Raw genomic sequence first — 25,571 nt, 5'->3', positions numbered from 1 at the left:
ATGCCTCACAAGGTCTACCTCTCCCTGCTCAAGCTCACCGACTTCCGCAACTACGCGGCAGTGTCGCTGGCGCTCGACGGGCGTCACGTCGTGCTGACGGGCAATAACGGGGCGGGCAAGACGAACCTGATGGAAGCGGTCTCCTTCCTGTCGCCCGGACGCGGTCTGCGGCGCGCGACCTATGCGGATGTCACTCGAGTCGGCGCTTCGAACGGTTTTTCGATCTTTGCCGAACTCGAGGGCATCGAGGGCAATGTCGAGATCGGCACCGGCGCCGATACGGCGGATGACAATGCGGCGCGCCGCTTGCGCATCAATGGGACCGCTGCGAAAACGGCTGACGAACTCACCGATCACTTGAGAGTTCTCTGGCTGACGCCATCGATGGACGGCCTGTTTACCGGCGGTTCATCGGATCGCCGCCGTTTTCTCGACCGGCTGGTTCTATCGCTCGATCCCGCCCATGGCCGCCGCGCCAGCGATTTCGAGCGCGCAATGCGCGGCCGCAACAAGCTGCTTGATGATGGCCGTTTTGACCCCTCTTGGCTCTCCGGGATCGAGCAGCAGATGGCAAGCCTCGGCATCGCCATGGCGCTTGCCCGCCAGGAAATGCTGGGCCTGCTCGCCCGGCTGATCGAGGAAACGCGCGAGACCTCGCCGTTCCCTTCCGCCTCTCTCGAATTGTCGGGCTTCATGGACGGCCAGTTCTCGCGCCCGGCCGTCGATCTGGAGGATGACTATGCGGCAATGCTGGCGGCGAGCCGCTACCGCGATGCCGCCGCAGGCCGGACGCTCGATGGCCCGCACCGCGCCGATCTCATCGTCCGCCACCGCGAAAAGCAGATGGAGGCGGCGCGCTGCTCGACCGGCGAGCAGAAGGCGCTGCTGGTCGGCCTCATCCTGGCCCACGCCCGCCTCGTCGGCAATCTGACGGGCCACGCGCCCATTCTCCTGCTCGATGAAATCGCCGCGCATCTCGACGAAGGCCGCCGTGCGGCTCTCTTCGATCTGATCGACGCGCTGGGCGGCCAGTCCTTCATGACCGGCACCGACCGCTCGATGTTTTCAGCACTCGGCGAGCGGGCACAGTTCTTCACCGTCTTTGACGGGCATGTCGGCGCATGAGCGACGGCGCTTCCTTCTTCGCGCCGGGCCGTGATAGCATCGCCGTCATGGAACCTCTCAGTCCCGAAGAAATCGCACGATATCAGCGTCATATCCTGCTGCCGGAGATCGGCGGGCCAGGCCAGCAGAAGCTCAAGGCGGCCCGCGTGCTGGTCATCGGTGCCGGTGGCCTCGGTGCCCCGGTGCTGCAATATCTGGCGGCCGCCGGCGTCGGTACGCTCGGCATCGCCGACGACGATCGCGTCTCCCTGTCGAACCTGCAGCGGCAGGTGATCCACGATTCCGGCACGATCGGCGAGATGAAGACCGAGAGCGCCGCCTTTGCCATCTCCCGTCTCAATCCGCATGTGAAGGTGATCCGCTTCGAGGAACGCTTCTGTCCAGAGGCGGCGGCACGCCAGATCTCGGGCTTCGATCTGCTGATCGACGGTTCGGACAATTTCGACACCCGCTATGCCGCCGCCGATGCCGCCGAGCGGGCGAAAGTTCCGCTGGTCACAGGCGCGGTCGGCCGCTTCGATGGATCGGTGACCGTGCTGAAGCCCTATGAGGCAGGCGCGGACGGCAACCCCAATCCGACCTATCGGGACCTCTTTCCCGAAATCCCGCCGGAAGGGCTGATCCCTGCCTGCGCCGAAACCGGGATCGTCGGAGCCCTGACAGGTGTCATCGGCACTCTGATGGCCATGGAGGCGATCAAGCTTGTGACAGGCAATGGCGAGCCGCTCGTTGGCCGCCTGCTGCTCTACGATGCGCTGAGCGCCCGTTTCGATAGTATACGATATAAGCGTCGGCGGACAGCATGATCGATATTGTCAGACTAGATGAAGGCTTCGGCCGCTGGTCGGAGCTTGTTGAGCTGATCCTCTCCTCCTTCGCCCATATGAACGGCCGCATCGATCCGCCATCCTCGGCGCTGGATCTGACGCCCGATGCCCTGCGGGCAAAGGCGGTGGCGGAGATCGGCTATGTCGCGTTACAGGATGGTGCAATTGCGGGATGCATGTTCCTTCGCCCGGAAAGTGCGTGCCTCTATCTTGGCAAGCTCGCGGTCGCACCTGAATTGCAGGGCAGGGGGATCGGCAAACAGCTTCTCGCTGTGGCCGAAGCGGTTGCGCGCGAACGTTCGCTGGAGACGATCCGGCTCGATACGCGAATCGAGCTGACTGGCAACCATGCTGCATTCGCCGCCATGGGCTTTGTCAGGACAGCTGAGAAATCGCATCCCGGCTTCGATCGGGTGACCTATGTCGAGATGCGCAAGACCCTGGCTTAACGGCCGGGTAGAACGCGGTTCGGCGGCCGGTGGCCGTCGATGAAGGCGCGGATGTTGATGATCACCTTGTCGCCCATGTCGATACGGCCTTCGATCGTTGCCGAGCTCATATGCGGCAACAGCACGACCTTGCCTTCGTTGGCGAGCTTGATCAGCTTCGGATTGACCGAGGGCTCGTTCTCGAAGACATCGAGCCCTGCACCGGCAATCCGTCCCTCCCGCAGACATTTGATCAGCGCCGCTTCATCAACGACATCGCCGCGCGCGGTGTTGACGAGATAGGCAGTCGGCTGCAGCAGCGCGAGGCGCCGGGCCGAGAGCAGGTGGAAGGTCGCCGGTGTCGACGGGCAGTTGACGGAGACGATGTCGACCCGGGCCAGCATCTGGTCGAGGCTTTCCCAATAGGTCGCCTCCAGCTCGTCTTCGGTCGCCGGGTTGACGCGCTTGCGGTTGTGATAGTGGATCGAGAGGCCGAAGGCCTTGGCGCGCCGCGCGACGGCAGTGCCGATCCGGCCCATGCCGACGATGCCGATCCGCTTGCCGTGAATGCGCCGTCCCAGCATCCAGGTCGGCGACCAGCCGGCCCATTCGCCGGGCTTGTCGGTAAGGACGCGCGCACCTTCGCCGAGCCGGCGCGGTACGGCGAGGATCAGCGCCATCGTCATGTCGGCCGTGTCTTCGGTCAGCACGTTCGGCGTGTTGGTAACGGTGATGCCCTTGCGGGCGGCAGCCTCGACATCGATATGGTCGGTACCGTTGGAGAAGCTGGCGATCAGCTTCAGCTGCGGCCCTGCCTGTTCGATCAGCGCTGCATCGATCCGGTCGGTCACCGTTGGCACCAGCACGTCGGCAGTCTGCACCGCCTCGGCAAGCTCGGGCATGGAGCGCGGCGAATCGTCGATGTTCAGTTGCGCGTCGAACAGCTCGCGCATGCGGGTCTCGACCGCGTCAGGCAGTTTCCGGGTGATGTAGACCTTCGGTTTTTCTTCGATGTCATCGCGGCCGGCCATGCCTTGTTCAGATGTCTTTAACCAAGACGGGGGATAATTTTAACGTTCGGGCAATTTCTACCAGACCCGCACGCGAAGACAAACAAAACTCGCGAGCGGTTTCCGGCGAATGTCACGGCCCGGCTGATGAGCGGGCGCGCCCGCTTACCATTTCGAGCGAACGGAAACTCCATGCGTGGAATCACTCTGAAGTCCTGCCTTGCTATTGCGGTTGGTCTGATGCTGTCGGCAAGCGCCGTCGAATCTGCGTATGCGCAAGCGGCCAAGGGCCCGAGCGGCCTGCCGCTGCCGCGCTTCGTGACGCTGAAGTCGAAGCGCGTCAATCTGCGCATCGGCCCCGGAACCGATTATGCCGCTTCCTGGATGTACCTCAAGGCCGGCCTGCCGGTGGAGATCATCCAGGAATATGACAACTGGCGCCGCATCCGCGATGCCGACGGCACGGAAGGCTGGGTGAACCAGTCGCTGCTGTCGGGTCAGCGCTCGGCGCTGGCTGCGCCGTGGATGAAGGGCAAGGGTAAATCTGTCTTCGTCAACATGCGCCGCGAGCCGCAGTCTTCGGCAACCATCGTCGCCAAGCTGGAGCCTGGCGTGATGATCCATATCGGCGAGTGCAATGGCGACTGGTGCCATGCAGATGCCGACGGCGCCGAAGGATGGGTGGCGCAGTCGGAAATCTGGGGTGCTTACCCCGGCGAAGCCTTTAAATAAGCTTCGCCTCGCGGGCCGCTTCGGCAAGCGACTTCATCGGCCGGGGGCCGATCTGCTGGATCACGATGCCGGCCGCCAGGCAGCCGAGCTTGCCGCAATCTTCAAGAGTGCGGCCCTGCGTGTAGCCGTAGAGGAAGCCTGAGGCGAAAAGATCGCCGGCGCCCGTCGTATCGACGACCTCGTTGATGCGGATCGCATCCACATACCAGCGCTCGCTGCCCTTAAGGATCACCGCGCCGTCTTCGCTCATCGTCACGGCCGCAATCTTGCAGTCCTTGGCGATTTTGTTCAGCGCTTCCTCGAAATCGTCGGTCTCATAGAGCGACAGCGCTTCCTGCTTGTTGGCGAAGACGATGTCGACAGTGCCGGAGCGCATCAGGTCGAGGAATTCCGCACGGTAGCGGCCGACGCAGAAGCTGTCCGAGAGCGTCATCGACACCTCGCGGCCATTCTCATGGGCGATGCGGGCGCATTCGCGGATTGCTTCCTTGGCGCGCGGCGGATCCCAGAGATAACCCTCGAAATAGGTCACCTTGGCATCGGCGACGACATCGCTCTCGACGTCTTCTGGTCCGAGCTCGACGCAGGCGCCGAGATAAGTGTTCATCGAACGCTCGCCGTCATCGGTGACGAAGATCATCGAGCGCGCCGTCGGCGGGAACTTGCCCTTCGGCTTGGTCTGGTAGTGAACGCCCTGGGCGCGGATGTCGTGCGCAAAGATCTCGCCCAGCTGGTCGTCGGCGACCTTGCCGAAATAGGCGGCCTTGGCGCCGAGGCTTGCGGCACCGGCTGCCGTGTTGCCGGCGCTGCCGCCCGACGCTTCCAGAGCCGGTCCCATGCGAGAATAGAGCAGCTCGGCGCGTTCGGCATCGATGAGGTTCATCGCCGCCTTGGTGATCTTGTTGTCAATGAGGAACTGGTCGTCGCAACGCGCGATAATATCGACGATGGCGTTGCCGACAGTCAGAACATCGAATTTGGTCATGAAATGGGAGGTCCCGGATTTTGTGATAGCCGGGGTTTGGTCTTAGCGGAATTTCCGCTGATGGAAAGGAAAAAGGCTTTGGCGGTGGTTTTCTTCGCAAAAATGCCGCCAATCCGTCATGCCGCTGTCACCATGGACACCTAAATAAGCTCTCAAGCAGACCGGCATGAGCATCCAAGGATGTGGCCGGGTGAGAAGGGATGATGCCCTTCGACTGTTCCGGAAGCGGCGCTGACCACGGATGAACTGGCAGCATCGCGCACCGGGTGTCCGGCAAGACCGGATGCGGAAAAGCGGGCCTTGCCCGCTTTTTTTGTTGCCGTCCGCCGCAATGTTTGCGCCAACGGGTTTGTCAACCTGCGACCTTTGCTGTTAGACCTTAGGCTCCCCGCGCCAAGGCAGTTCTCCCCGCATGACAGCTATCGTTTTCGACGTCCTCCCTATCTTCATCATGATCCTGATCGGCTGGCTGATCGTGAAAGCGGGGTTGATGACGGCCGATACCGGCGATGCGCTGAGCGATTTCGTCTTCAAGATCGCCGTGCCGATGCTGCTCTTCCGCACCATCGCTGAGGCTGACTTCCACGGCGCTTCGCCCTTCCGCCTCTGGATCGCCTATTTCTCCGGCGTCGCCGTCACCTGGACTGTCGGCCATATCGCCGCGACTAGGCTTTTCGGCCGCGATGCCCGCATCGGCGTTCTCGCCGGCGTCTCCTCGGCCTTCGCCAATACGATCTTCGTCGGCTTGCCACTGGTCCAGCGCACCGTCGGCGACAAGGGTCTCGTGCCGCTCTCGATCCTGATTGCCGTGCATCTCCCCGTCATGATGATCGTCGGCACGATCCTGATGGAGCGCGCTGAACACAAGATCTCAGGCGCCGCCGACCGCAGCATCCTGAAGCTTCTGCGCCAGATCGGCCTCAATCTCATCCGCAATCCGCTGGTGATCGGCCTGGCGGCCGGTGCCGCCATGCACCTGCTTGGCCTGACGATGCCGGGTCCGGTCGAAAATATCGTCGATCAGATTGCCGGTGTTGCCGGTCCGGTCGCGCTGATTTCGCTTGGCATGGCTCTGGAGAAATACGGCGTATCGGGCAATCTCGGCATCGCCAGCGTCACCTCCGCCTGCAAGCTTCTGCTGCTGCCCTGCTGTGTCTGGATCGCCAGCCACCTCGTCGGGCTCGCGCCTGATTGGACGGCGGCGCTGGTGCTGATCGCTTCGGTTCCGACCGGCGTCAATGCCTGGCTGATCGCCAACCGCTTCGGCGTCGGCCACAGCCTCGCGGCCTCGACGATTACCGTGACAACCGCGCTCGGCGCCATTTCGGTCTCGCTCTGGGCCTATATCCTCGGCGCCTGACGCCGCAGGCGCGCAAAAGAAAAGCCCGGCTTGCGGCCGGGCTTCAATCTCTTTTCCGATATGTCGATCAGCTTACTGCGTGATCGTATCCGGAGCGTTCGGGTCCGGCAGAGCAACCGGCGAGTCGGCCAGCGTGTGCAGGTAAAGGATGACGTTGGCGCGATCCTGTTCCTTCGGCAGACCGGCAAAGCCCATGGCGGTGCCCGGGACCTGCTTCTTCGGAGCCATCAGGAAGTGGTTCAGATGGTCGAAGGTCCACTTTTCGCTGCTGCCCTTGGAGAAGTCCTTCATAGCGGAGGAATAGGCGAAGCCCTCATGCGAGGCGATCGGGCGATCGACGAGACCATAGAGATTCGGACCGACTTTGTTCGGCCCCCCCTTGGTCGCGTCATGACAGGCCTGACACTTCTTGAAGACCGTTTCGCCGGCCTTGGCATCAGCCGTCGGCAGCAGCTTTGCGATCGGAACCATTGCAGCGGCTGCACTCGCTTCGCCACCGCCAGCAGCTGGCGTCTCCTCGGCGACGATCGTGAAGCCTTCCTTCTCAGGCGCTTCGGAATGGAAGATCCCCTCGGACGCGATGGAAACCGACATCAGAACGAAGATCGTTCCAAGCAGTGCACCAACGGCCGTATTGACGTAAGAATTCATCTGCAATGCTCCCCGTGCAGTCGGCAGACCCTAAAAAGGTACCATCTTGAAATCGCGCGGAACCTATGTCTTTTGGCTGTTCGTTGCAACTGTCTAAATGGTCCTGTACGTGAGACTTTTTGACACTTTTCCGCCCGGAATAGAAGGCCTGACAGATGACTGGTTCAAATTTAGATGACGTCCTCGTTCTGATCCCGGCACGCATGGCGTCGACCCGGCTTCCGGGCAAGCCGCTGGCCGATATCTGCGGTCTGCCGATGATCGTCCAGGTTGCCAAACGCGCCAGGGAGGCCGATATCGGCCGCGTGGTCGTCGCCGTCGACGATCAACGCGTCTTTGATGCGGTCGCCGAGGCGGGCTTCGAGGTGATCATGACAAGCGGTCACCACCAGTCGGGCTCGGACCGCATTCACGAGGCGATGATGAAGGTCGATCCTGAGGGCAGGGCAAAGATTATCGTCAACGTCCAGGGCGACCTGCCGACCATTGAACCGAAAACCATCCGCGCCGCGCTGCGCCCGCTTGCCGATGAAGCCGTCGATATCGGCACGCTGACAATCGAAATCGACAACGAGGAAGACAAGACGGCTCCGCATATCGTCAAGGTTGTCGGCTCACCGCTTTCCGAGACCCGTCTGCGCGGCCTCTACTTTACCCGCACGACGGCGCCCTACGGCAAGGGGCCGCTCTATCACCACATCGGCCTCTATGCGTACCGCCGTTCGGCCCTTGAGCGCTTCGTCGCGCTCGGTCCATCCGTTCTCGAACTGCGCGAATCGCTGGAGCAGCTGCGGGCGCTGGAAGCCGGCATGCGCATCGATGTCGAAATCGTCGAAACAGTACCGCTCGGTGTCGATACCCCCGCCGATCTCGAAAAGGCCCGCCGGATTCTCGCGGCAAGACAGGCTTGAGGATATAGCCATGAACAACAAGACAAACCGGATTTCATTCCAGGGCGAGTTCGGCGCCAATTCCGATATGGCCTGCCGCGACATGTTCCCGACCATGGAGCCGCTGCCCTGCCAGACCTTTGAGGATGCCTTTACGGCGCTCGAAAGCGGCGAGGCGGATCTCGCGATGATCCCGATCGAGAACACGATCGCCGGCCGCGTCGCCGATATCCATCATCTGCTTCCCGATTCCAGGCTGCATATCGTCGGCGAATATTTCATGCCGATCCGCTTTCAGCTGATGGTGCTGCCGGGTGTGTCGAAGGATGAGATCCGCACGGTCCACAGCCATATCCATGCGCTTGGCCAGTGCCGCAAGATCGTCCGCGCCAACGGTTGGAAGCCGGTCATCGCCGGCGATACAGCCGGTGCCGCGAAGATGGTTCAGGAAACCGGCGACCGGACGATGGCGGCGCTTGCGCCCCGCCTTGCTGCCGATCTCTATGGCCTCGAGATCGTTGCCGAAAATGTCGAGGACACCGAGAGCAACGTCACCCGTTTCGTCGTGCTGTCGCGGGACGAGAAATGGGCGAACCGTTCGAATGAAGAAGAGAAGATCGTCACGACCTTCGTCTTCAACGTCCGCAACATTCCGGCCGCGCTCTACAAGGCGCTCGGTGGCTTTGCGACCAACAACATCAACATGACGAAGCTGGAAAGCTACCAGATCGGCGGCAAGTTCATCGCCACGCAGTTCTACGCCGATATCGAGGGCCATGCGAATGACAGCAATGTCCGCCAGGCGCTGGAAGAGTTGCGCTTCTTTTCGGAGAAGGTCCGCATTCTCGGGGTCTACAAGGGGCACCCGATGCGCGGCCTGCTGCACAAGTAACAAAAAGGGCGCCTCGGGCGCCCTTTTTCGTTTCACTTGTCGGGCTCACAGACCCGAAGACGATGGCCATCGGGGTCGAGCACCACGAAGGTCGGGCCGAAGTCGAGATCGACGAGTTCCTGGGCGATCGGCAGGCCACGCTTGCGCCAGTCGTCATACTGCTTGGCGACACCGTTGTCGCCGGGCACCATGAAGGCGATTTCGCCGCGATTGCCGATCGCCGAAGGCTGCGGCTCGACATTGCTGCGGCGCCAGAGGCCGAGCGTGAAGCCGCCATCGAGCGGGAAGGCGACGAAGTTCGGCGCTGCAACGGCCGGTTCGCGGCCGAGGATGTCCTTGTAGAAACTGGCGCTTTCGGCCGGATCCTTGACATAGAGAATGATGAGGTTGGGGCTGGTCATGGTCGTATCCTTTTGTTGGAGATGGCTGCACGAATGCGTGCCGCGGCGATCCGCTGCGGCGGTATGAAATTTCTGGTCTTGGGTATTATCGGTTGCCGGCTAGGCTTCGGCTTCCTGGCAGGTCCAGGCGGAAAGGCCGAGGTCGCGCCGCATGCCCGAAGACATCGACTGCGGATCGAGGCGGGGAGCGTCGCCTCGCGCCATGTTGCGCGATGCATTCTGCATCATGCGCAGCATCAGGGACTGCGGATAATCCGCATCGGCAGAAGATGTCTCGACAAGGCGGTCGCTGTATTTTGCGGTGCTGAATTTCACGCTCGTCATCATCGGTTCTCCTTCTGGATTGGTACCGATAATAGCGCGCTCTACTGTCAGATTCTGGCAGTAGCCTTTAGCGTTCGACGGGCACGTGTTCGATCTCGCGCCATTCTTTCATCAGCGCGCTGCGGCGGCGCGGATAGCGCTCGTCATGCGGCGTCATGTCGATGATGCGGTCGGTGCGGAAATGGCGGAAGCCGCGGCGCAATTCGCACCAGGCCATCACCATGCGGATATGCTCGAAATAGCCGAGCGCGAACGGCCAGACCCGCCGCAGCGAGATGCGGCCCTGCTCGTCGCTGTAATGCAGTTCGAGGATGCGTTCGGTGCGGATCGCCTTGCGGATCAGGGCAACGTCGGCCTTGTCCTCATTGGCGCGCTTTGGGCCGACGAGCAGCGTTGCCGATTCGATCGTCTCGCGCATCTCCTCGGGCAGGACGGCAGCGATCTTTGCAAGCGCATCGGCGGCCGCGCCCGCAAGCCGGGGTTCCGCCGAGCGGTTGACCCAGCGCGATCCCAGCACCAGTGCTTCGAGCTCCTCTTCGGAAAACATCATCGGCGGCAGCATGAAGCCCGGTTTCAGCACGTAGCCGACGCCGGCTTCGCCCTCGATCATCGCCCCCTGGCTCTGCAGGCTGGCGATGTCGCGGTAGAGCGTGCGCAGGCTGACACCGGTCTGCTCGGCCAGGATCACGCCACTGACGGGGCGGCGGTGCCGCCGGAGCACCTGGAGAAGAGCAAGAAGCCTTTCCGAGCGCGAGACCGGCATGACCTATCGCTTCCACTCCACCCAGTCGCGCATCAGGCGATGGGCGATGGCGCCTTTCGGCGGCGAGGCCTGGCCGTTGGCGCCAGGGCGCTCCAGCATCTCGATCGTCTCTTCGCGGGTAAACCAGCGGCAGTCTTCGAGTTCGGCCTCGTCGCGATTGATCTCGCTCGACTTCGCTTCGGCATAACAGCCGATCATCAACGTATGCGGCATCGGCCAGGGCTGCGAGGCATGGTAGCGGATGCGCCCGGTCTTGATACCGGATTCCTCAAGCGTCTCGCGGCGCACGGCGTTCTCGATGGTTTCGCCGGGCTCCACGAAACCGGCAAGACAGGAATACATGCCGGGCGCGAAATGCGGGCTTCTGCCGAGCAGGCAGAGGTCACGCTTCTCGTCGATCGTCAGCATGATGACGACAGGGTCCGTGCGCGGGAAGATCATGTGTTCGCAGGCGCTGCAGACGCGCTTGTAGCCGCCGATCTTCAGCTCCATGGCGCCACCGCAGCGGCCGCAGAACCTGTTGTCGCTGTTCCAGCGGATCAGGCTCGCCGCCTGCGCAAATTCGCCGAGCAGCACGTCGTCGAGCAGCTGATCGCGGTAGAGGGTGCGCCCGTCGGCCGGCTTGTAGTGGCTGGCAAGCTCTTCTTCCGGCACACCGACGGGGACGGCAAGCCGCGGCTCACCCGACTTGCGGTAGCCGAGCAGGATTGTCTCGTCCCAGCGGGGCTGCAGCTCCTGTAACTCGTAGCGGGCAAACAGCGGGTCGAGCACCTGCCCGTCATGCTTGAGGACCAGCTTGTCCTTGGTGAAGGCGAAGATATGCGTGCCGTCCTTGGCAAGTGCAGTCTCGACCGATTTCTCGTCGCGATGTTCCGAATCGCGGTTCAGGTCGTTGCCGGCAAAGGCGGTAAGGTTGCTCGGCTCCGGATGCGGAATGTCCGTATCGAAAATTGAAGAATTCATGATGAAAGGGCTTCCCGCAATGTCGCTATGAGCTGCTCCCGCTTCCCGTCCTCGTAAGGCTCGGCCGTGCCGAAGCCCCAGACGGGACCCGGCCAGTTGGCATCGCCTTCGAAGCGGGCGATGACATGAACATGAAGCTGGCGGACGATATTGCCAAGAGCCCCGACATTGATTTTTGTCGCCCCCGTCACCGTCTTAAGCGCGCTCGCCACGACCTCGGTCTCGAATGTCAGCATCACCTGATCGAGTGGCGTCAGTTCAAAAATCTCGGTTATGTCGGCCCGGCGCGGAACGAGGATCAGCCAGGGCCAGCGTGCATCCTTCGACAATCGGAGATCGCAGAGGCCTGTCTGCATGACGCTGATGCTGTCTTTTTCGAGCCGGGGGTCGAGCGCGAAATCCGCCAAAGTGCTTTCCTCCATTGTTTTCCAATGATTAGCAGTTTTTTTTGAGCTTGGCTTGCTTTTGATGACGATATTGCCGATATGTGGCTCCGGGAGGTTGGTGGTGGACGAGCCACTCGCCAACCGGGTCAGGTCCGGAAGGAAGCAGCCCTAACGAGCCCGGCACGGGTCATCGTGCCAGCCTCCCACCCTTCTCTCCATTCTTTGCCCGCATTGCCGGGCGACAAGCAGGGCGATGAGCGACACCGAGCGACAATCACAAGATGCCGCCTCGACGGGCACCGGTTACCGGGTGCTGGCACGCAAATACCGCCCCAAGGACTTCACGGACCTGATGGTCGGCCAGGAGCCGATGGTCCGCACCCTGACCAACGCTTTCGAGACCGGGCGCATCGCGCAAGCCTACATGCTGACCGGCGTTCGCGGTGTGGGCAAGACCACGACGGCGCGCATTCTGGCGCGTGCGCTGAACTACAAGACCCCTGACATCGACAAGCCAACGATCGACCTGCGCGTGCCCGGCGAACACTGCCAGGCGATCATGGAAGGCCGCCATGTCGATGTGATCGAGATGGACGCCGCCTCGCATACTGGTATCGATGACATCAGAGAGATCATCGAGCAGGTACGCTACCGTCCGGTTTCGGCGCGCTACAAGGTCTATATCATCGACGAAGTGCACATGCTCTCGACGGCAGCCTTCAACGGGCTGTTGAAGACCCTTGAGGAGCCGCCGGAACATGTGAAGTTCATTTTCGCCACGACCGAAATCCGCAAGGTTCCGATCACCGTCCTGTCGCGCTGCCAGCGTTTCGATCTGCGCCGCATCAGCGCGTCGGATCTCGTCGGCCTGTTCACGACAATTGCGTCGAAGGAAGGCATCGAGGCAGAGCCGGATGCGCTCGCCATGATCGCCCGCGCTGCCGAGGGTTCGGCGCGTGACGGTCTCTCGCTGCTCGACCAGGCCATTGCCCATGGTGGCGGTGCGGTCCAGGCCGAGGCCGTGCGCGGCATGCTGGGTCTTGCCGATCGCGCCCGCATCGTCGATCTCTTCCAGCATGTGGTGAAGGGCGATGTCGCCTCGGCGCTCAACGAGTTTCAGGCACAGTACGAGGCAGGCGCCAATCCTGTCGTCGTTCTGACCGACCTTGCAGACTTCACCCATCTCGTCACCCGTTTGAAATACGTGCCTGACGCCGCCAACGATCCGTCTTTGAGCGAGGTCGAGCGCACCAAGGCTGCGGAGTTCGCGCAGGGCGTGGCGGTGACCACTCTGTCGCGTATCTGGCAGATGCTGCTGAAGGGCATTCCGGAAGCGGAAAGCTCATCGCGCACGGCCGGTGCAGCCGAAATGGTGCTGATCCGCCTTGCCCACGCCGCGCATCTGCCGGCGCCGGAAGATGCTGCCCGCAGGCTGGCTGAATTCTCCGACAATGGCGGCGGTTCCGGCCGCCCGGCGCCATCTGGCAATGGCGGAGGCGCCCACGTCTCCTATCAGTCTGCCGCTCTGGCGCGCGCGCCGGAAAGCACGCCGCGTCCACAGCCGAACGGCCCGACCGCGATGCTGCGCGCCGTTCCCAATCCTGATCCTCAGCCGATGCAGGCCGGGCGTATCGAGAGCAGGCCTGCCGAAGCGCCGAAGCCTCTGGTCGCGGTCAATTCGATCGCCGATATCGTCAATCTGGCCGGTGAAAAGCGCGACGCCAAGGTCAAGGCGCTGGTACGGACCTTCGTTCGTCCCGTGAGGATCGATCCCGGTCGTCTCGATGTCAATCTGACCGAGGGTGCACCGACGACGCTGCTCAACGAGCTGGCCGTCAAGCTCAAGGAATGGACGGGGATCCACTGGATCGTTAGTCTGAGCCGCGAGCCCGGCGATCCGACCATGGTCGAGGCCGAGGCGAAGGCCAAGGAACAGCAGGTCAGCGATGCCCGCCAGGACCCGGATGTTGCGGCGATCCTCGCCCAGTTCCCGGGTGCCAAGATCATCGACGTCCGCGTCAGGGCGCCGGAGCCGGAGGAAGAGGGCGATATCGCCCCGCCCGCCGCTGCCGAATCCGCCGAGGGTGACATCCTCCCGGGCGATGACATAGAATTCTAGACTTTCAGAGAAGGACAAGACGATGCGCGACCTCATGGGAATGATGGGCAAAGTCAAGGAAATGCAGGCCAAGATGGAGCAGATGCAGGCGGAGATCGCCGAGCTCAAGGCCGAAGGCAAGGCAGGCGGCGGCCTCGTGACCGTTGTCCTGAACGGCAAGGGCGAGATGCAGAGCCTGAAGATCGATCCGTCGCTCTTCAAGGAAGACGATGTTGAAATCCTCGAAGACCTGATCGTTGCCGCCCACAAGGATGCCAAGGACAAGGCCGAAGCCGTCGCTGCGGAAAAGACCAAGGCGCTGACCGCTGGCCTGCCGATTCCGCCCGGCTTCAAGATGCCGTTCTGATCGCTGGAACTGGATTGCCGGGAGGAGGACTGACATGCTGACGCTGACGACGCTGCTGGTTTTTGCCGGCGCTCTTTTCATCGCTGCCGGTACGCCCGGCCCAAGCGTTGCGGCCCTCGTCGCCCGCGTCATCTCGAAGGGCGCGCGCGATGTGCTGCCCTTCCTGTTCGGCATGTGGGCGGGGGATGCCATCTGGCTGACCTGCGCCATCGCCGGCCTATCGGCGATCGCCGAAACCTTCTACCACGCCTTCGTCGTCATCAAGTGGCTCGGTATCCTCTACCTTCTCTACCTCGCCTGGAAGATGTGGTTCGCCAAGCCTGACGTCGAGGAAGAGGAGCTGCCGCAGGCGCGCTCGCGCGGCCGCATGTTCCTGACGGGCCTGGCAATCGCGCTCGGCAATCCGAAGATCATGATGTTCTACATCGCGCTGCTGCCGTCGATCATCGACATCCGTGCGGTCTCCTTCGGTGGCTGGGCGGAACTGGTGGTGACACTGTTCCTCGTTCTCGCGGTCGTCGATTTCACCTGGATGTTCCTGGCAGCCAAGGCCCGCAGCTTTCTCAAGAGCCGCCGCGCCGTGATGATCGCCAACCGCGCCAGCGCCGCCACCATGGCCGGTGCCGCCATGGCGATCGCTACCCGCTGATTGACGGCTGCGCCTCCAGCTGTGCCCGCAGCTTGTAATGGATGGGCGCTGCCAGATAGCGCTCGCGGTCCTCGCCCGAGAGCTTTCGGCCGAACGTTTCCATCATTTCGGGCATCGTCACCTTCGCGCCAGCGAAGGGTTGGTATTCGACAGCCATCCCGGCTTCTACGATCCCATTGGCAAGCACGCGGCAATAAATGCCCGGCCGTCCAGCTTTGGTGTAGCGCTTGACGAAGCGCGGATCGTCCATCCTGGCGGCGAAGGTCGCGCAGGGGATGCGGGCCGAGGTGGCCTCCAGAACAAGATCGCCTGCGATAAACCTGTCGCCGACCGAAACGTCGCGATTGTCGAGCCCGTCGATGACGAGGTTCTCCCCGAAGGTGCCGGGCGCAATCTCCCTGTCGAGCTCGTCGCTCCACCAGTCGAGCGTTAGCGATCCCTCGATATAGACGGCCTGATCGACGCCACCGTGATAGGTGCGGTTGCAGATCGCGTCGCCCAGCAGTCCTTCGGCATCGATCATCACGCTGCCGCCGACCGCATGCTTGAAGATGCCGGTCTTGTATTTCTTGCCGGGCAGCCGCTCTGGGCTTCCGGTGCAGACCGCTTTTATTTTCATGGCGGCGGCATTCCTTCCGCGATTCCGTTTTGACGACATATGGGCTAAGAACGGCGCATGGCAAAGCGAGTCACCGGCCCCGAAATCGAAAAACTCATCCAGCTTCTGGCGAAGGTGCCGGGCCTCGGGCCGCGCTCGGCGCGCCGCGCCGCGCTGCATCTGATCAAGAAGAAGGACCAGCTTCTCGGTCCTCTCTCCCATGCCATGGGCGATGCCTATGACAAGGTGAAGGTCTGCTCGCGCTGCGGCAATGTCGATACTGTCGATCCCTGCACCGTCTGCACCGATGACCACCGCGACCAATCCGTCATCATCGTCGTCGAGGACGTGTCCGACCTCTGGGCGCTGGAGCGCGCCGGCGCCATGAACGCCGCCTACCACGTTCTCGGCGGCACGCTGTCGCCGCTCGATGGCGTCGGGCCCGATGATCTCAACATCCGCGGCCTGATCGATCGGGTCGGCGAGGGCGGCATCCGCGAGCTGATCATCGCCGTCAACGCCACCGTCGAAGGGCAGACCACAGCGCACTATATAACCGACCAGCTCTCCGGGCTCGAGGTGAAGATCACCCGTCTCGCCCATGGCGTGCCGGTCGGCGGCGAGCTTGATTATCTCGATGAGGGAACGTTGGCGGCGGCACTTCGTGCACGAACGGCCATCTGAGGGGGAATGTCCGAATTGAAGATCCTTGCGCGTCTTTCGATCCTGACCGCCGCACTCGCTGTCTCGTTTCATCTTCCAGCGCAAGCCGCGCCATCCAAGGCCGCCGTCGAAGCGCAGTTCGAGAAATGGGTGCAGAACGACCTGCGGCCGGAAGCCGAGAAGAACGGCATCTCGGCCAAGACCTTTCAGGCGGCCTTTTCGGGTATCGAGCTCAACTGGGATCTTCCCGATTTGGCGCCGCCCGGTTTCCCGCCGCCGAAGGACCGCAAGCAGACGCAGGCCGAATTCTCCTCTCCCGCTCCCTATTTCAACGAGGATCGGTTGAAGAAGCTCGCCATGACCGGCCGCGGCTTCGCCTCGCAATACGCCTCTACCCTCAAGAGGATCGAGAAGACCTATGGCGTGCCGGGCTCGATCGTCCTCGCCATCTGGGGCCGAGAGACCGGGTTCGGCGCCGCCAAGATCCCCAATTCGGCGATCCAGGTTCTGGCAACCAAGGCCTTCATGTCGACCCGCAAGGAGATGTTCCGCACCGAGTTGATCGCGGCGCTCCACATCATCGACGGCGGTGATGTGACCCCTGCGGACTTCAAGGGCTCCTGGGCCGGTGCGCTCGGCCAGCCGCAGTTCATGCCGACGAGCTATCTGAAATACGCCGTCGATTTCGATGGCGACGGCCATCGCAATATCTGGACCTCGGTGCCGGATACGCTGGCATCGATAGCCAACTATCTGGTCAAGAAAGGCTGGCAGCGCGACCGCGACTGGGGCTTCGAGGTGACGATCCCCGCCTCGGTCTCTTGCGCCCAGGAAGGTCCCGATCTTGCCAAGCCGCTGTCGCAATGGGCCTCGCTCGGCATAGACCGTATCACTGGCAAGGGTTTCCCGTCTTCGGAACTGAAGGCGGATGGCATGATGCTGGTGCCGGCCGGCCGCGACGGCCCGGAATTCATCGTCACACCGAACTTCTACGTCATCAAGGAATACAACAACTCCGACCTCTACGCGCTCTATATCGGCAATCTCGCCGATCGCATCGCCTATGGCTCCGGCTCTTTTCAGGGCGCCTGGGGCGATGTCGGGAAGATGCTGCGCTCGGATGTGGCGGCGATGCAGAAGGCGCTGGAGCGCCAGGGCTATGATGTCGGCGGCTCCGACGGGCTGCCGGGCTACAAGACGCGCCGTTCAATCGGCCAGTGGCAGGCAAAGAACGGCGAGAAGCCGACCTGCTATCCGGAGGCGTCGATGATCGGAAAGCTGAAATAGCCGTCAGAGACTGAGCTTCATGCCCTCATGGCTCGCCGTGAATCCGAGCTTCTCATAGAAGCGGATGGAATCCGATCTCGACTTGTCGCTGGTGAGCTGCACCAGCTTGCATCCGCGCTCGCGGCAGACCTCGATCGCCCATTCGATGAAGCACGTACCGAGCCCGCTGCCGCGTTCCGTCGCGGCGATGCGTACACTCTCGATCTGCCCGCGCCACATGCCGGTGCGCGAAAGCCCGGGAATGAAGGTCAGCTGCAGGCAGCCGACCGGATTGTCGCGATCGTCGACCGCGACGGCAAGCAGCTGGTTCTGGTCTGAGTCGATGGCGGCGAAGGCTGCGGTATAGCGCTCGTCGATCCGGTCGGAGATTGCCTCCCGGCCGCTTCCGAGCGCATCGTCGGCCAGCATCGCAATGATGGCGGGGAGATCGCTTTCCCTTGCTCGTCTGAACATCGCACGGGCACCTAGTGATGAATGTCGATCGGCGGCTTGTGGAACACGTCGTCCGATGGCGGTATCGCCTGGCGTTCGATCATACGGTGGACATGCGGCAATTCCGTGCCCCGATGCAGCGCCCGCAGCCGATCGGTATTCTCGGCATCGGCCTGGGTGCGGCGCTGGTTGTGGCGGATGTATTCGACCCATGTCGGTGTATGATAGCTCTCCGTCCAGATGCCGGGATTTTCGAGATCGCGCATCAGTGCCCAGGCCCGCGCGCCATCGCGAATGCGGATCCGCCGCCTCTCGCCCATCAGCTTCAGGAACTCAGGAAGATCCTCGTCGCCGATGATGTAGTCGATCTGGATGACGATCGGGCCGCTGCGTGGCGTGATGTCGAGGCCGAGCGCCGGCTCGATGAAGCGGTTGAGCGGATCGAGATTGAGCGATGCAAAGGCCGGCATCGAGAAGCGTAGGCCGATGACGATGCCGACGAGCATGACCGCCGCCGAACCATAGAGCGCGTTGGAAACGCCGAACTCGTCGGCCGCTATACCCCAGAGCCAGCTGCCGCCCGCGATGCCGCCGAAGGTCACGGTCTGGTAGAGCGAGAGCGCCCGGCCGACGACCCAGCGCGGCGTCGAGAGCTGCACGATCGTGTTGAAGAGCGACAGCGCCAGAACCCAGCAGCCGCCCGAGATCAGCAGGCCGGCGCAGGTGAGGATGGCGAAAGGGCTGGCGGCGGTGATCGCCATGCTGAGAGCAAAGCCCGCGAAGGCATAGCGGATGATCGTTTCGCTGCTCAGCGCATCGCGCAGCCGCGCGTTCAGCGCGCCACCACCAATGGCGCCGATGCCGAAAGAACCGAGCATGAAGCCGTAGGTGAGCGGGCCGCCGGAGACGAGATTGATCGCGACGATCGGCAGCAGCGCCAGAATGGAGCTCGCGCCGACACCGAAGATGAAGCCGCGGACGAGCACTTTCTCGAGGTTCGGCGACATCGAGATATAGCGGAGCCCGGCGAAGATTGCGCTGCCGAGGCTTTCGCGCGGCAGCGTCGAGGCGGGCAAGGCAGGCTTCCAGCGCTTCAGTGCATAGATCAGCGCCAGATAGCTCACCGTATTGACTGCAAAGGCCGCCGCAGCACCAGCGGCCGCAACGATGACGCCGCCGATGGCCGGGCCGACGCTGCGGGTCATGTTGAAGCCCATGCTGTTCAGCGTCACTGCATTTGGCAGATCCTCGCGCGGCACCATGTCGCCGACCGAAGCCTGCCAGGAGGGATTGTTGAGCGCCGTGCCGCAGCCGATCAGGAAGGTGAAGATCAGCAGAAGCCAGGGCGTGATCCAGCCGATCAGCGCGCAGGCCGTCAGAACGGCCGAAACGGCGAGCATCAGACATTGCGCCGTCAGCATCACCCTGCGCCGGTCGAAATTGTCGGCGAGCGCGCCCGAGACCAGCGAGAACAGCATGATCGGCAGCGCCGTCGATGTCTGCACCAGCGCCACCATGTCCTCGGAGGCGGTGATCGTCGTCATCATCCAGGCGGCGCCGACGGCCTGGATCAGTCCGCCGAAATTCGACGCAAGGCTCGCAAACCAGATTCTGCGATAGGTTTCATGCTTCAGCGGCGCCAGCGTGGAAGAATTCGACGGCACGTCCCCTCCGTCCGGATTTGCTCCGGCTTGTCTTGTTCTCGTCCTGCCCAATATATGACGATGCGAGGCCGAGGCTAGGCAGGGATTTGCATCCGGGGCGCATTTGGCGCCGGAGCTTGCATTTTCGGAAAAACGGGCCTATATGCCACTCAAATTCTTGATCGTACGATGAAGAGTGGGCCGCAAGGACCCGCTCTTTTTTATTAGCTCGATCATGCAAAATGCTTTGAAATTTGCGAGGAGCGCACCGCTTGTCGGACCAGACAAACGTAGAAAACGAACTTGAGCCGCGGCTGATTACCGAGACCGGGCTTGACCAGCGCCTTGCCGACATCATCGAGCCTGTGCTTGTCGGCATGGGCTTCCGCCTGATCCGCGTCCGCATGCTGAATCAGAACGGCGCGACGCTGCAGATCATGGCAGAGAAGAACGATGGCACCATGACCGTCGAGGATTGCGAAGAGGTCTCCACGGCCGTTTCGCCGGTCCTCGATGTGGAAGATCCGATCGATCGGGAGTATCATCTCGAAGTGTCGTCTGCCGGTATCGACCGCCCTTTGGTGCGCAAGTCGGATTTCGTCCGCTGGCAGGGACATCTTGTGAAGTGCGAAACGTCGATCATGATCGGCAACCGCAAGCGGTTCCGCGGCAAGATTCTGGAATCGAATGCAGATGGCTTCACGCTCGAGCGTGACCAGGTTGCTTATGGCGAAGAGCAGAAGGTGGAAATCCCCTTCACGGCCCTTTCCGACGCCAAGCTTATCCTGACCGACGATCTGATCCGCGACGCCCTTCGCGCCGATAAGGCTGCGAAGGCGGAAGCCGCGAACCAGAACGACGCGGAAGACCAAGAATAACCGATCAACTACAGGCTCCAGGGACGGGAACCCGGAAGGCCAAGACGGAGAGATAAAACAATGGCAGTCAGTGCGAACCGGCTCGAGCTTCTGCAGATCGCAGATGCAGTGGCGCGCGAAAAAGTCATCGACCGCGAAATCGTGCTGGCCGCTATGGCCGATGCGATCCAGAAGGCGGCTCGCTCCCGTTACGGTTCGGAATCGAACATCCGCGCCGACATCAACCCGAAGACCGGCGAAATCCGTCTGCAGCGTCTGCTCGAAGTCGTCGAGAAGGCCGAGGACTATTCCACGCAGATCCCGCTGGAACTCGCCCGTGACCGCAACCCCGATGCAGCTCTTGGCGATTTCATCGCCGATCCGCTGCCGCCGATGGATTTCGGCCGTATCGCGGCGCAGTCCGCAAAGCAGGTCATCGTCCAGAAGGTTCGCGAAGCCGAGCGTGACCGCCAGTTCGACGAGTTCAAGGACCGCGTCGGCGAAATCGTCAACGGTACCGTCAAGCGCGTCGAGTACGGCAACGTTATCGTCGACCTCGGCCGTGGCGAAGGCATTATCCGTCGCGACGAAATGATCCCGCGCGAAAACGTCCGCTATGGCGATCGCGTCCGCGCATACGTATATGACGTCCGTCGCGAACAGCGCGGCCCGCAGATCTTCCTGTCGCGCACGCATCCGCAGTTCATGGTGAAGCTCTTCACCATGGAAGTTCCGGAAATCTACGACGGCATCATCCAGGTTCGCTCGGTTGCCCGTGATCCGGGTTCGCGCGCCAAGATCGCCGTTATCTCGAACGATAGCTCGATCGATCCGGTCGGCGCCTGCGTCGGTATGCGCGGTTCGCGCGTTCAGGCCGTCGTCGGCGAACTCCAGGGCGAAAAGATCGACATCATTCCGTGGTCGCAGGATCCGGCGACCTTCGTGGTCAATGCCCTGCAGCCGGCTGAAGTCGCCAAGGTCGTTCTCGACGAAGATGCAGAGCGCATCGAAGTCGTCGTTCCCGACGAGCAGCTGTCGCTCGCCATCGGCCGCCGCGGTCAGAACGTTCGTCTGGCCTCGCAGCTGACCGGCTGGGACATCGATATCATGACGGAAGCCGAAGAGTCGGAGCGCCGTCAGAAGGAATTCAACGAGCGCACCAACCTGTTCATGGATGCTCTCGACGTTGACGAAATGGTCGGTCAGGTCCTGGCTTCCGAAGGCTTCGCAGCCGTTGAAGAGCTGGCCTATGTGGATCTCGACGAAATCGCCTCGATCGACGGTTTCGACGAAGACACCGCGCAGGAAATCCAGACCCGCGCCCGCGAATATCTCGAAAAGCTCGAAGCCGAGATGGACGAGAAGCGCAAGGCGCTCGGCGTTACCGACGAGCTGCGCCAGATCAACGGCATCACCGCCCAGATGATGGTCGCTCTCGGCGAAGACGGCATCAAGACGGTCGAGGACTTCGCCGGTTGCGCAGCAGACGATCTCGTCGGCTGGACCGAGCGCAAGAATGGCGAAACGAAGAAGTTCGAGGGTCTCTTCTCGAAGTTCGATGTTTCGCGCGTCGAAGCTGAACAGATGGTCGTTCAGGCCCGCCTGCTGGCTGGCTGGATCACCGAGGAAGACCTTGCGAAGGAAGCCGAAGCCGTTGAGGCCGATGCTGCCGAGCAGGACGCATAATGACCGCGCAGCCGGACACTTCTCCTGAGGATGATGATCTTGCAGGTTACGACGTGAACGGCCGCATGTGCATCGTGACGCGCGAAAGCGGATCGCCGGATGAGCTGATCCGCTTCGTGGCCGCTCCCGATGGCTCCATCATTCCGGACCTGAAGCGTCAGCTTCCGGGCCGGGGATGCTGGGTGAAGATCGACCGTTCGCTGGTCGACAAGGCGGTGGCGAAGAAGACCTTCGCCCGCGCTTTGAAGGCCGACGTGAAGGCTGCCGATGATCTCGGCGAAACCGTCGACCGGCTGCTGGCACAGCAGCTGATGCAGATGATGAATATGGCCCGCAAGGCCGGTCAATTCATCACCGGCGCCTCGAAAGTGGATGCTGCGATCCGCGCTGGCGCGGCGATCGCGGTCTTCCATTCGACCGGAGCGGCCGATGATGGCGTGCGAAAGATAGACCAGGCTCGCAAGGCCTGGCACCTCGGAATGGAAACCGAGGAGGAAATACCTTCCTTCCGTCTCTTCTCGGAGAGCGAAATGGAAGGGGTGATGGGCCAGAATGCTTTTATCCATGCCGCAGTGCTTGCAGGGCAGGCAGGTGAGGGTGTAGTGAAGCGCGCAAAGATGCTCGAGCAGTACCGCAATGGCGGTCAGTCGCGAGCGCCGGGCAGCGCTGGCCGGCAAAAACAATGATACGGGCGACCGGCATCTGCCGGCCCATCATTGATCGACTTATGTGATTGACAGGGTCTGATGACGTCATCGATCCCTGTCCGAAGGAACGGGATCGAATGACCGATAGCAATGACGACAAGACACTTGGTGCAACGGGCAAGAAGACGCTGACCCTGAAACCGTCGGGGATAAGCCAGGGCACCGTGCGCCAGGATATGGGTCGCGGTCGCACCAAAGCGGTCGTCGTCGAGACCCGCAAGCGGCGCCCGATGCGCCCTGAAGACGAACGTCCGGTCGCACCTGCTCCGGCAGCGCCGCGCGCAGCCGAGCCTGCACCCGCGCCTGTCCAGGCTCGTCCGCAGCCGCAGGCACCGGCACCCCGTATCCAGCAGCCCAGCTCTCAGCAGCAGGCTCCGCGCCAGCAGGACCGTCCGCGTCCGGTGGTGCTGAACCATCTGTCGCCGGAAGAAATGGATGCGCGTCGCCGCGCTCTTGCCATGGCGCAGGTTCGCGAAGCTGAAGACGCGGCTCGCCGTGTCGAGGAAGAGAAGCGCCGCGCTGTCGAAGAAGCCGCCCGTCAGGCCGCTGAAGCTGAAGAGGCTGCGCGCCGGGCCGCTGAAGAAGCTGCCCGTCCGCCGGCACCTCCGGTCGTTGAAGCCCCGGCACCGGCTCCGGCTGCAGAGCCTGTTCAGGCCCGTGCGGCTCAGCCGTCGGCACCTGCGGCCCGCCGCCCCGATGCCGCACCGGCACCTGGCGCTGCGCGTCCCGGATCTGCTGCTGCTCCGGCAGCCGCCCGCGGCCGCCGCGAAGGCGAGGAAGATGATCGCGGCGGCGCTGCGCGCGGTGCTCCGGCACGCGGCCGTGTTGTCCGCCCGGAACCGGCAAAGCCCGTCACTACCCGTCCGAAGGGCGAGGAAGACCGCCGCCGCGGCAAGCTGACGATCGGCACGGCCGGCGTTGACGACGAAGGTGCGCGCGGCCGCTCGATGGCTGCCACCCGCCGCCGTCAGGAAAAGTTCCGCCGCAGCCAGATGCAGGAAACCCGCGAAAAGGTCATTCGCGAAGTCATCCTGCCTGAAACCATCACCATTCAGGAACTGTCGCAGCGCATGTCTGAACGCGCCGTCGACGTCATCAAGTACCTGATGAAGGAAGGCCAGATGATGAAGCCGGGCGACGTCATCGACGCCGACCTCGCAGAACTCATCGCCAGCGAATTCGGCCACACCGTCAAGCGCGTCTCGGAATCCGACGTCGAAGAAGGTATCTTTGACAAGGCCGACGATGCCGGCGAAATGGTTTCGCGTCCGCCTGTCGTCACCATCATGGGTCACGTCGACCACGGTAAGACCTCGCTGCTCGACGCCATCCGTCAGGCAAACGTCGTCTCCGGCGAAGCCGGTGGTATCACCCAGCATATCGGTGCCTATCAGGTCGAACAGAACGGCCAGAAGATCACCTTCATCGACACCCCCGGCCACGCCGCCTTCACGGCCATGCGTGCCCGCGGTGCGCAGGCGACGGATATCGCGATCCTGGTGGTCGCGGCCGACGACAGCGTGATGCCGCAGACGATTGAGTCCATCAACCACGCCAAGGCGGCTGGTGTTCCGATCATCGTGGCGATCAACAAGATCGACAAGCACGAAGCCAAGCCGGACCGCGTCCGTCAGCAGCTTCTGCAGCACGAAGTCTTCGTGGAATCGCTCGGCGGTGAAGTGCTCGACGTCGAAGTTTCGGCCAAGAACAAGACGAACCTCGACAAGCTGCTCGAAGCCGTCCTGCTGCAGGCCGAAATCCTCGACCTCAAGGCCGACCCGACCCGTACTGCCGAAGGCACCGTCATCGAAGCTCAGCTCGACCGTGGCCGTGGTGCGGTTGCGACAGTTCTGGTCCAGAAGGGTACGCTGAAGCCGGGCCAGATCATCGTTGCCGGCGATCAGTGGGGCCGCGTCCGCGCGCTCGTCACCGACAAGGGCGACCACGTCAAGGAAGCCGGTCCGGCGACCCCGGTCGAAGTTCTCGGTCTTTCCGGCACGCCGGCTGCAGGCGACAAGTTTGCCGTCGTCGAAAACGAAGCCCGTGCTCGCGAAATCTCCGAGTACCGCCAGCGTCTGGCGCGCGACAAGGCAGCTGCCCGCCAGTCCGGCCAGCGCGGTTCGCTCGAACAGATGATGAGCAAGCTGCAGAACACCGGCTACAAGGAATTCCCGCTGGTCATCAAGGGTGACGTGCAGGGCTCGATCGAAGCCATCATCGGCGCCCTGGACAAGCTCGGTACCGACGAAGTGCGTGCCCGCATCGTTCATTCGGGCGCCGGAGCCATCACCGAGTCGGATATCTCGCTTGCCGAGTCCTCCGATGCGGCGATCATCGGCTTCAACGTCCGTGCCAATGCGCAGGCACGTACCGCTGCCGAGCGTGGCGGCATCGAGATCCGCTACTACAACATCATCTACGATCTGGTGGATGACGTGAAGGCAGCGATGTCGGGCCTGCTGTCGCCGGAACGTCGCGAGACCTTCCTCGGCAATGCCGAAATCCTCGAGGTGTTCAACATCACCAAGACCGGCAAGGTCGCGGGTTGCCGCGTCACGGAAGGCAAGGTCGAGCGTGGTGCAGGCGTGCGCCTCATCCGCGACAACGTCGTCATCCACGAAGGCAAGCTCAAGACGCTCAAGCGCTTCAAGGACGAAGTATCGGAAGTTCCGGTCGGTCAGGAATGCGGTATGGCCTTCGAGAACTACGAAGATATCCGCGCCGGCGATGTCATCGAGTGCTTCCGCGTCGAGCATATCACCCGCTCGCTCTGATCGCGCGGACCTGTATCATGGACGGGCGCCGGATCACGTAAGGCCGGCGCCCGAACCTTTTGAGGCAAAGAAA

27 protein-coding genes and 1 other RNA gene are annotated in these 25,571 nt (G+C 62.6%); 17 read left to right on the top strand and 11 right to left on the bottom strand.

Annotated elements, in window-relative coordinates:
• The 3 genes from recF to F2982_RS08950 are packed head-to-tail and all read left to right on the top strand — an operon-like array spanning window position 1 to window position 2,401.
• On the top strand, window positions 1-1,125 hold the full coding sequence (gene recF / locus F2982_RS08960; protein WP_203429852.1) for a DNA replication/repair protein RecF: 1,125 nt from the start codon (window positions 1-3) through the stop codon (window positions 1,123-1,125).
• Complete coding sequence (locus F2982_RS08955) at window positions 1,122-1,931, top strand: molybdopterin-synthase adenylyltransferase MoeB (RefSeq protein ID WP_203429851.1); 810 nt, start codon at window positions 1,122-1,124, stop codon at window positions 1,929-1,931. Before recF ends, F2982_RS08955 begins: the two co-directional genes overlap by 4 nt.
• Window positions 1,931-2,401, top strand: a complete 471-nt coding sequence (locus F2982_RS08950) for a GNAT family N-acetyltransferase (RefSeq protein WP_203430039.1) — start codon at window positions 1,931-1,933, stop codon at window positions 2,399-2,401. Before F2982_RS08955 ends, F2982_RS08950 begins: the two co-directional genes overlap by 1 nt.
• Here F2982_RS08950 and F2982_RS08945 read toward each other — a convergent pair.
• Window positions 2,398-3,411: a D-glycerate dehydrogenase gene (locus tag F2982_RS08945; RefSeq protein WP_203429850.1), complete on the bottom strand. Its 1,014-nt coding sequence runs from the start codon at window positions 3,409-3,411 to the stop codon at window positions 2,398-2,400. The genes F2982_RS08950 and F2982_RS08945 overlap by 4 nt on opposite strands.
• Before the next feature lie 171 nt (window positions 3,412-3,582).
• Between F2982_RS08945 and F2982_RS08940 the strand changes: the two genes are divergently transcribed.
• Window positions 3,583-4,122, top strand: coding sequence for an SH3 domain-containing protein (locus tag F2982_RS08940; RefSeq protein ID WP_112714248.1), 540 nt, complete (start codon window positions 3,583-3,585; stop codon window positions 4,120-4,122).
• Here F2982_RS08940 and F2982_RS08935 read toward each other — a convergent pair.
• Complete coding sequence (locus tag F2982_RS08935; RefSeq protein ID WP_130279404.1) at window positions 4,115-5,107, bottom strand: adenosine kinase; 993 nt, start codon at window positions 5,105-5,107, stop codon at window positions 4,115-4,117. The two genes, F2982_RS08940 and F2982_RS08935, sit on opposite strands and share 8 nt — an antisense overlap.
• 412 nt (window positions 5,108-5,519) lie before the next feature.
• On the opposite strand from F2982_RS08935, the gene F2982_RS08930 reads away from it, so the two are divergent.
• Window positions 5,520-6,467 (top strand): AEC family transporter, encoded by a 948-nt coding sequence (locus tag F2982_RS08930; protein WP_112714244.1) that lies wholly within the window; start codon window positions 5,520-5,522, stop codon window positions 6,465-6,467.
• Window positions 6,468-6,539: 72 nt separating this feature from the next.
• Here the strand turns inward: F2982_RS08930 and F2982_RS08925 are convergent, their stop codons facing one another.
• The gene (locus F2982_RS08925; RefSeq protein WP_203429849.1) at window positions 6,540-7,118 is read right to left on the bottom strand and encodes a cytochrome c family protein; all 579 of its coding nucleotides are present in this window, start codon (window positions 7,116-7,118) and stop codon (window positions 6,540-6,542) included.
• 155 nt (window positions 7,119-7,273) lie between these two features.
• Between F2982_RS08925 and F2982_RS08920 the strand changes: the two genes are divergently transcribed.
• Window positions 7,274-8,029 carry a 3-deoxy-manno-octulosonate cytidylyltransferase gene (locus F2982_RS08920; RefSeq protein ID WP_203429848.1) on the top strand — a complete coding sequence of 252 codons (756 nt, stop codon included), beginning with the start codon at window positions 7,274-7,276 and terminating at the stop codon, window positions 8,027-8,029.
• A gap of 10 nt (window positions 8,030-8,039) precedes the next feature.
• Window positions 8,040-8,900, top strand: coding sequence for a prephenate dehydratase (locus tag F2982_RS08915; protein ID WP_112384999.1), 861 nt, complete (start codon window positions 8,040-8,042; stop codon window positions 8,898-8,900).
• 32 nt (window positions 8,901-8,932) lie between these two features.
• Here F2982_RS08915 and F2982_RS08910 read toward each other — a convergent pair whose 3' ends face one another.
• The 5 genes from F2982_RS08910 to F2982_RS08890 all read right to left on the bottom strand — a co-directional run bounded on the left by F2982_RS08910 (window position 8,933) and on the right by F2982_RS08890 (window position 11,758).
• Window positions 8,933-9,301: a VOC family protein gene (locus F2982_RS08910; protein ID WP_203429847.1), complete on the bottom strand. Its 369-nt coding sequence runs from the start codon at window positions 9,299-9,301 to the stop codon at window positions 8,933-8,935.
• Between the two features lie 99 nt (window positions 9,302-9,400).
• Window positions 9,401-9,628: a hypothetical protein gene (locus F2982_RS08905; protein WP_203429846.1), complete on the bottom strand. Its 228-nt coding sequence runs from the start codon at window positions 9,626-9,628 to the stop codon at window positions 9,401-9,403.
• A 64-nt stretch (window positions 9,629-9,692) separates the two neighbouring features.
• A complete protein-coding gene (locus tag F2982_RS08900; RefSeq protein WP_199629874.1) occupies window positions 9,693-10,388 on the bottom strand; it encodes a YafY family protein in 696 nt (231 codons plus the stop codon).
• A gap of 3 nt (window positions 10,389-10,391) precedes the next feature.
• On the bottom strand, window positions 10,392-11,351 hold the full coding sequence (gene nudC, locus F2982_RS08895) for an NAD(+) diphosphatase (protein WP_203429845.1): 960 nt from the start codon (window positions 11,349-11,351) through the stop codon (window positions 10,392-10,394).
• Complete coding sequence (locus F2982_RS08890) at window positions 11,348-11,758, bottom strand: HIT family protein (RefSeq protein WP_203429844.1); 411 nt, start codon at window positions 11,756-11,758, stop codon at window positions 11,348-11,350. The genes nudC and F2982_RS08890 overlap by 4 nt, the downstream gene beginning before the upstream one ends.
• An 89-nt stretch (window positions 11,759-11,847) precedes the next feature.
• Here F2982_RS08890 and ffs point away from each other — a divergent pair.
• The 4 genes from ffs to F2982_RS08870 all read left to right on the top strand — a co-directional run bounded on the left by ffs (window position 11,848) and on the right by F2982_RS08870 (window position 14,851).
• Window positions 11,848-11,944: signal recognition particle sRNA small type (gene ffs / locus F2982_RS08885), an RNA gene on the top strand.
• A 46-nt stretch (window positions 11,945-11,990) separates the two neighbouring features.
• Entirely contained in the window at window positions 11,991-13,856 is a 1,866-nt protein-coding gene (locus tag F2982_RS08880) for a DNA polymerase III subunit gamma/tau (protein ID WP_203429843.1), read from the top strand.
• A gap of 22 nt (window positions 13,857-13,878) precedes the next feature.
• The gene (locus F2982_RS08875) at window positions 13,879-14,202 is read left to right on the top strand and encodes a YbaB/EbfC family nucleoid-associated protein (RefSeq protein ID WP_112714224.1); all 324 of its coding nucleotides are present in this window, start codon (window positions 13,879-13,881) and stop codon (window positions 14,200-14,202) included.
• A 37-nt stretch (window positions 14,203-14,239) separates the two neighbouring features.
• Complete coding sequence (locus F2982_RS08870) at window positions 14,240-14,851, top strand: LysE family translocator (RefSeq protein ID WP_203430038.1); 612 nt, start codon at window positions 14,240-14,242, stop codon at window positions 14,849-14,851.
• Here the strand turns inward: F2982_RS08870 and F2982_RS08865 are convergent.
• Window positions 14,841-15,470 carry an MOSC domain-containing protein gene (locus F2982_RS08865; protein WP_203429842.1) on the bottom strand — a complete coding sequence of 210 codons (630 nt, stop codon included), beginning with the start codon at window positions 15,468-15,470 and terminating at the stop codon, window positions 14,841-14,843. The two genes, F2982_RS08870 and F2982_RS08865, sit on opposite strands and share 11 nt — an antisense overlap.
• 57 nt (window positions 15,471-15,527) lie before the next feature.
• Between F2982_RS08865 and recR the strand changes: the two genes are divergently transcribed.
• Together recR and F2982_RS08855 are read left to right on the top strand one after the other, a co-directional pair.
• The gene (gene recR / locus F2982_RS08860) at window positions 15,528-16,133 is read left to right on the top strand and encodes a recombination mediator RecR (protein ID WP_203429841.1); all 606 of its coding nucleotides are present in this window, start codon (window positions 15,528-15,530) and stop codon (window positions 16,131-16,133) included.
• A gap of 6 nt (window positions 16,134-16,139) precedes the next feature.
• Complete coding sequence (locus tag F2982_RS08855) at window positions 16,140-17,399, top strand: lytic murein transglycosylase (RefSeq protein ID WP_203429840.1); 1,260 nt, start codon at window positions 16,140-16,142, stop codon at window positions 17,397-17,399.
• 3 nt (window positions 17,400-17,402) lie between these two features.
• Here F2982_RS08855 and F2982_RS08850 read toward each other — a convergent pair whose 3' ends face one another.
• Together F2982_RS08850 and F2982_RS08845 are read right to left on the bottom strand one after the other, a co-directional pair.
• Window positions 17,403-17,852 carry a GNAT family N-acetyltransferase gene (locus tag F2982_RS08850; RefSeq protein WP_203429839.1) on the bottom strand — a complete coding sequence of 150 codons (450 nt, stop codon included), beginning with the start codon at window positions 17,850-17,852 and terminating at the stop codon, window positions 17,403-17,405.
• A gap of 11 nt (window positions 17,853-17,863) precedes the next feature.
• A complete protein-coding gene (locus F2982_RS08845) occupies window positions 17,864-19,495 on the bottom strand; it encodes an MFS transporter (protein ID WP_203429838.1) in 1,632 nt (543 codons plus the stop codon).
• Window positions 19,496-19,746: 251 nt separating this feature from the next.
• Between F2982_RS08845 and rimP the strand changes: the two genes are divergently transcribed.
• The 4 genes from rimP to infB all read left to right on the top strand — a co-directional run bounded on the left by rimP (window position 19,747) and on the right by infB (window position 25,498).
• Window positions 19,747-20,352, top strand: a complete 606-nt coding sequence (rimP, locus tag F2982_RS08840; RefSeq protein ID WP_112714212.1) for a ribosome maturation factor RimP — start codon at window positions 19,747-19,749, stop codon at window positions 20,350-20,352.
• Between the two features lie 60 nt (window positions 20,353-20,412).
• On the top strand, window positions 20,413-22,017 hold the full coding sequence (gene nusA, locus F2982_RS08835; RefSeq protein ID WP_112714210.1) for a transcription termination factor NusA: 1,605 nt from the start codon (window positions 20,413-20,415) through the stop codon (window positions 22,015-22,017).
• The gene (locus F2982_RS08830) at window positions 22,014-22,703 is read left to right on the top strand and encodes an RNA-binding protein (RefSeq protein ID WP_199629905.1); all 690 of its coding nucleotides are present in this window, start codon (window positions 22,014-22,016) and stop codon (window positions 22,701-22,703) included. Before nusA ends, F2982_RS08830 begins: the two co-directional genes overlap by 4 nt.
• A gap of 98 nt (window positions 22,704-22,801) precedes the next feature.
• A complete protein-coding gene (gene infB, locus F2982_RS08825) occupies window positions 22,802-25,498 on the top strand; it encodes a translation initiation factor IF-2 (RefSeq protein WP_130279389.1) in 2,697 nt (898 codons plus the stop codon).
• Window positions 25,499-25,571 lie beyond the last annotated feature (73 nt).

Origin of the sequence: Rhizobium sp. BG4 (assembly GCF_016864575.1) — a bacterium.
Classification (GTDB): Bacteria; Pseudomonadota; Alphaproteobacteria; order Rhizobiales; family Rhizobiaceae; genus Rhizobium.
This window is presented reverse-complemented; position numbering and strand designations above follow the sequence as displayed.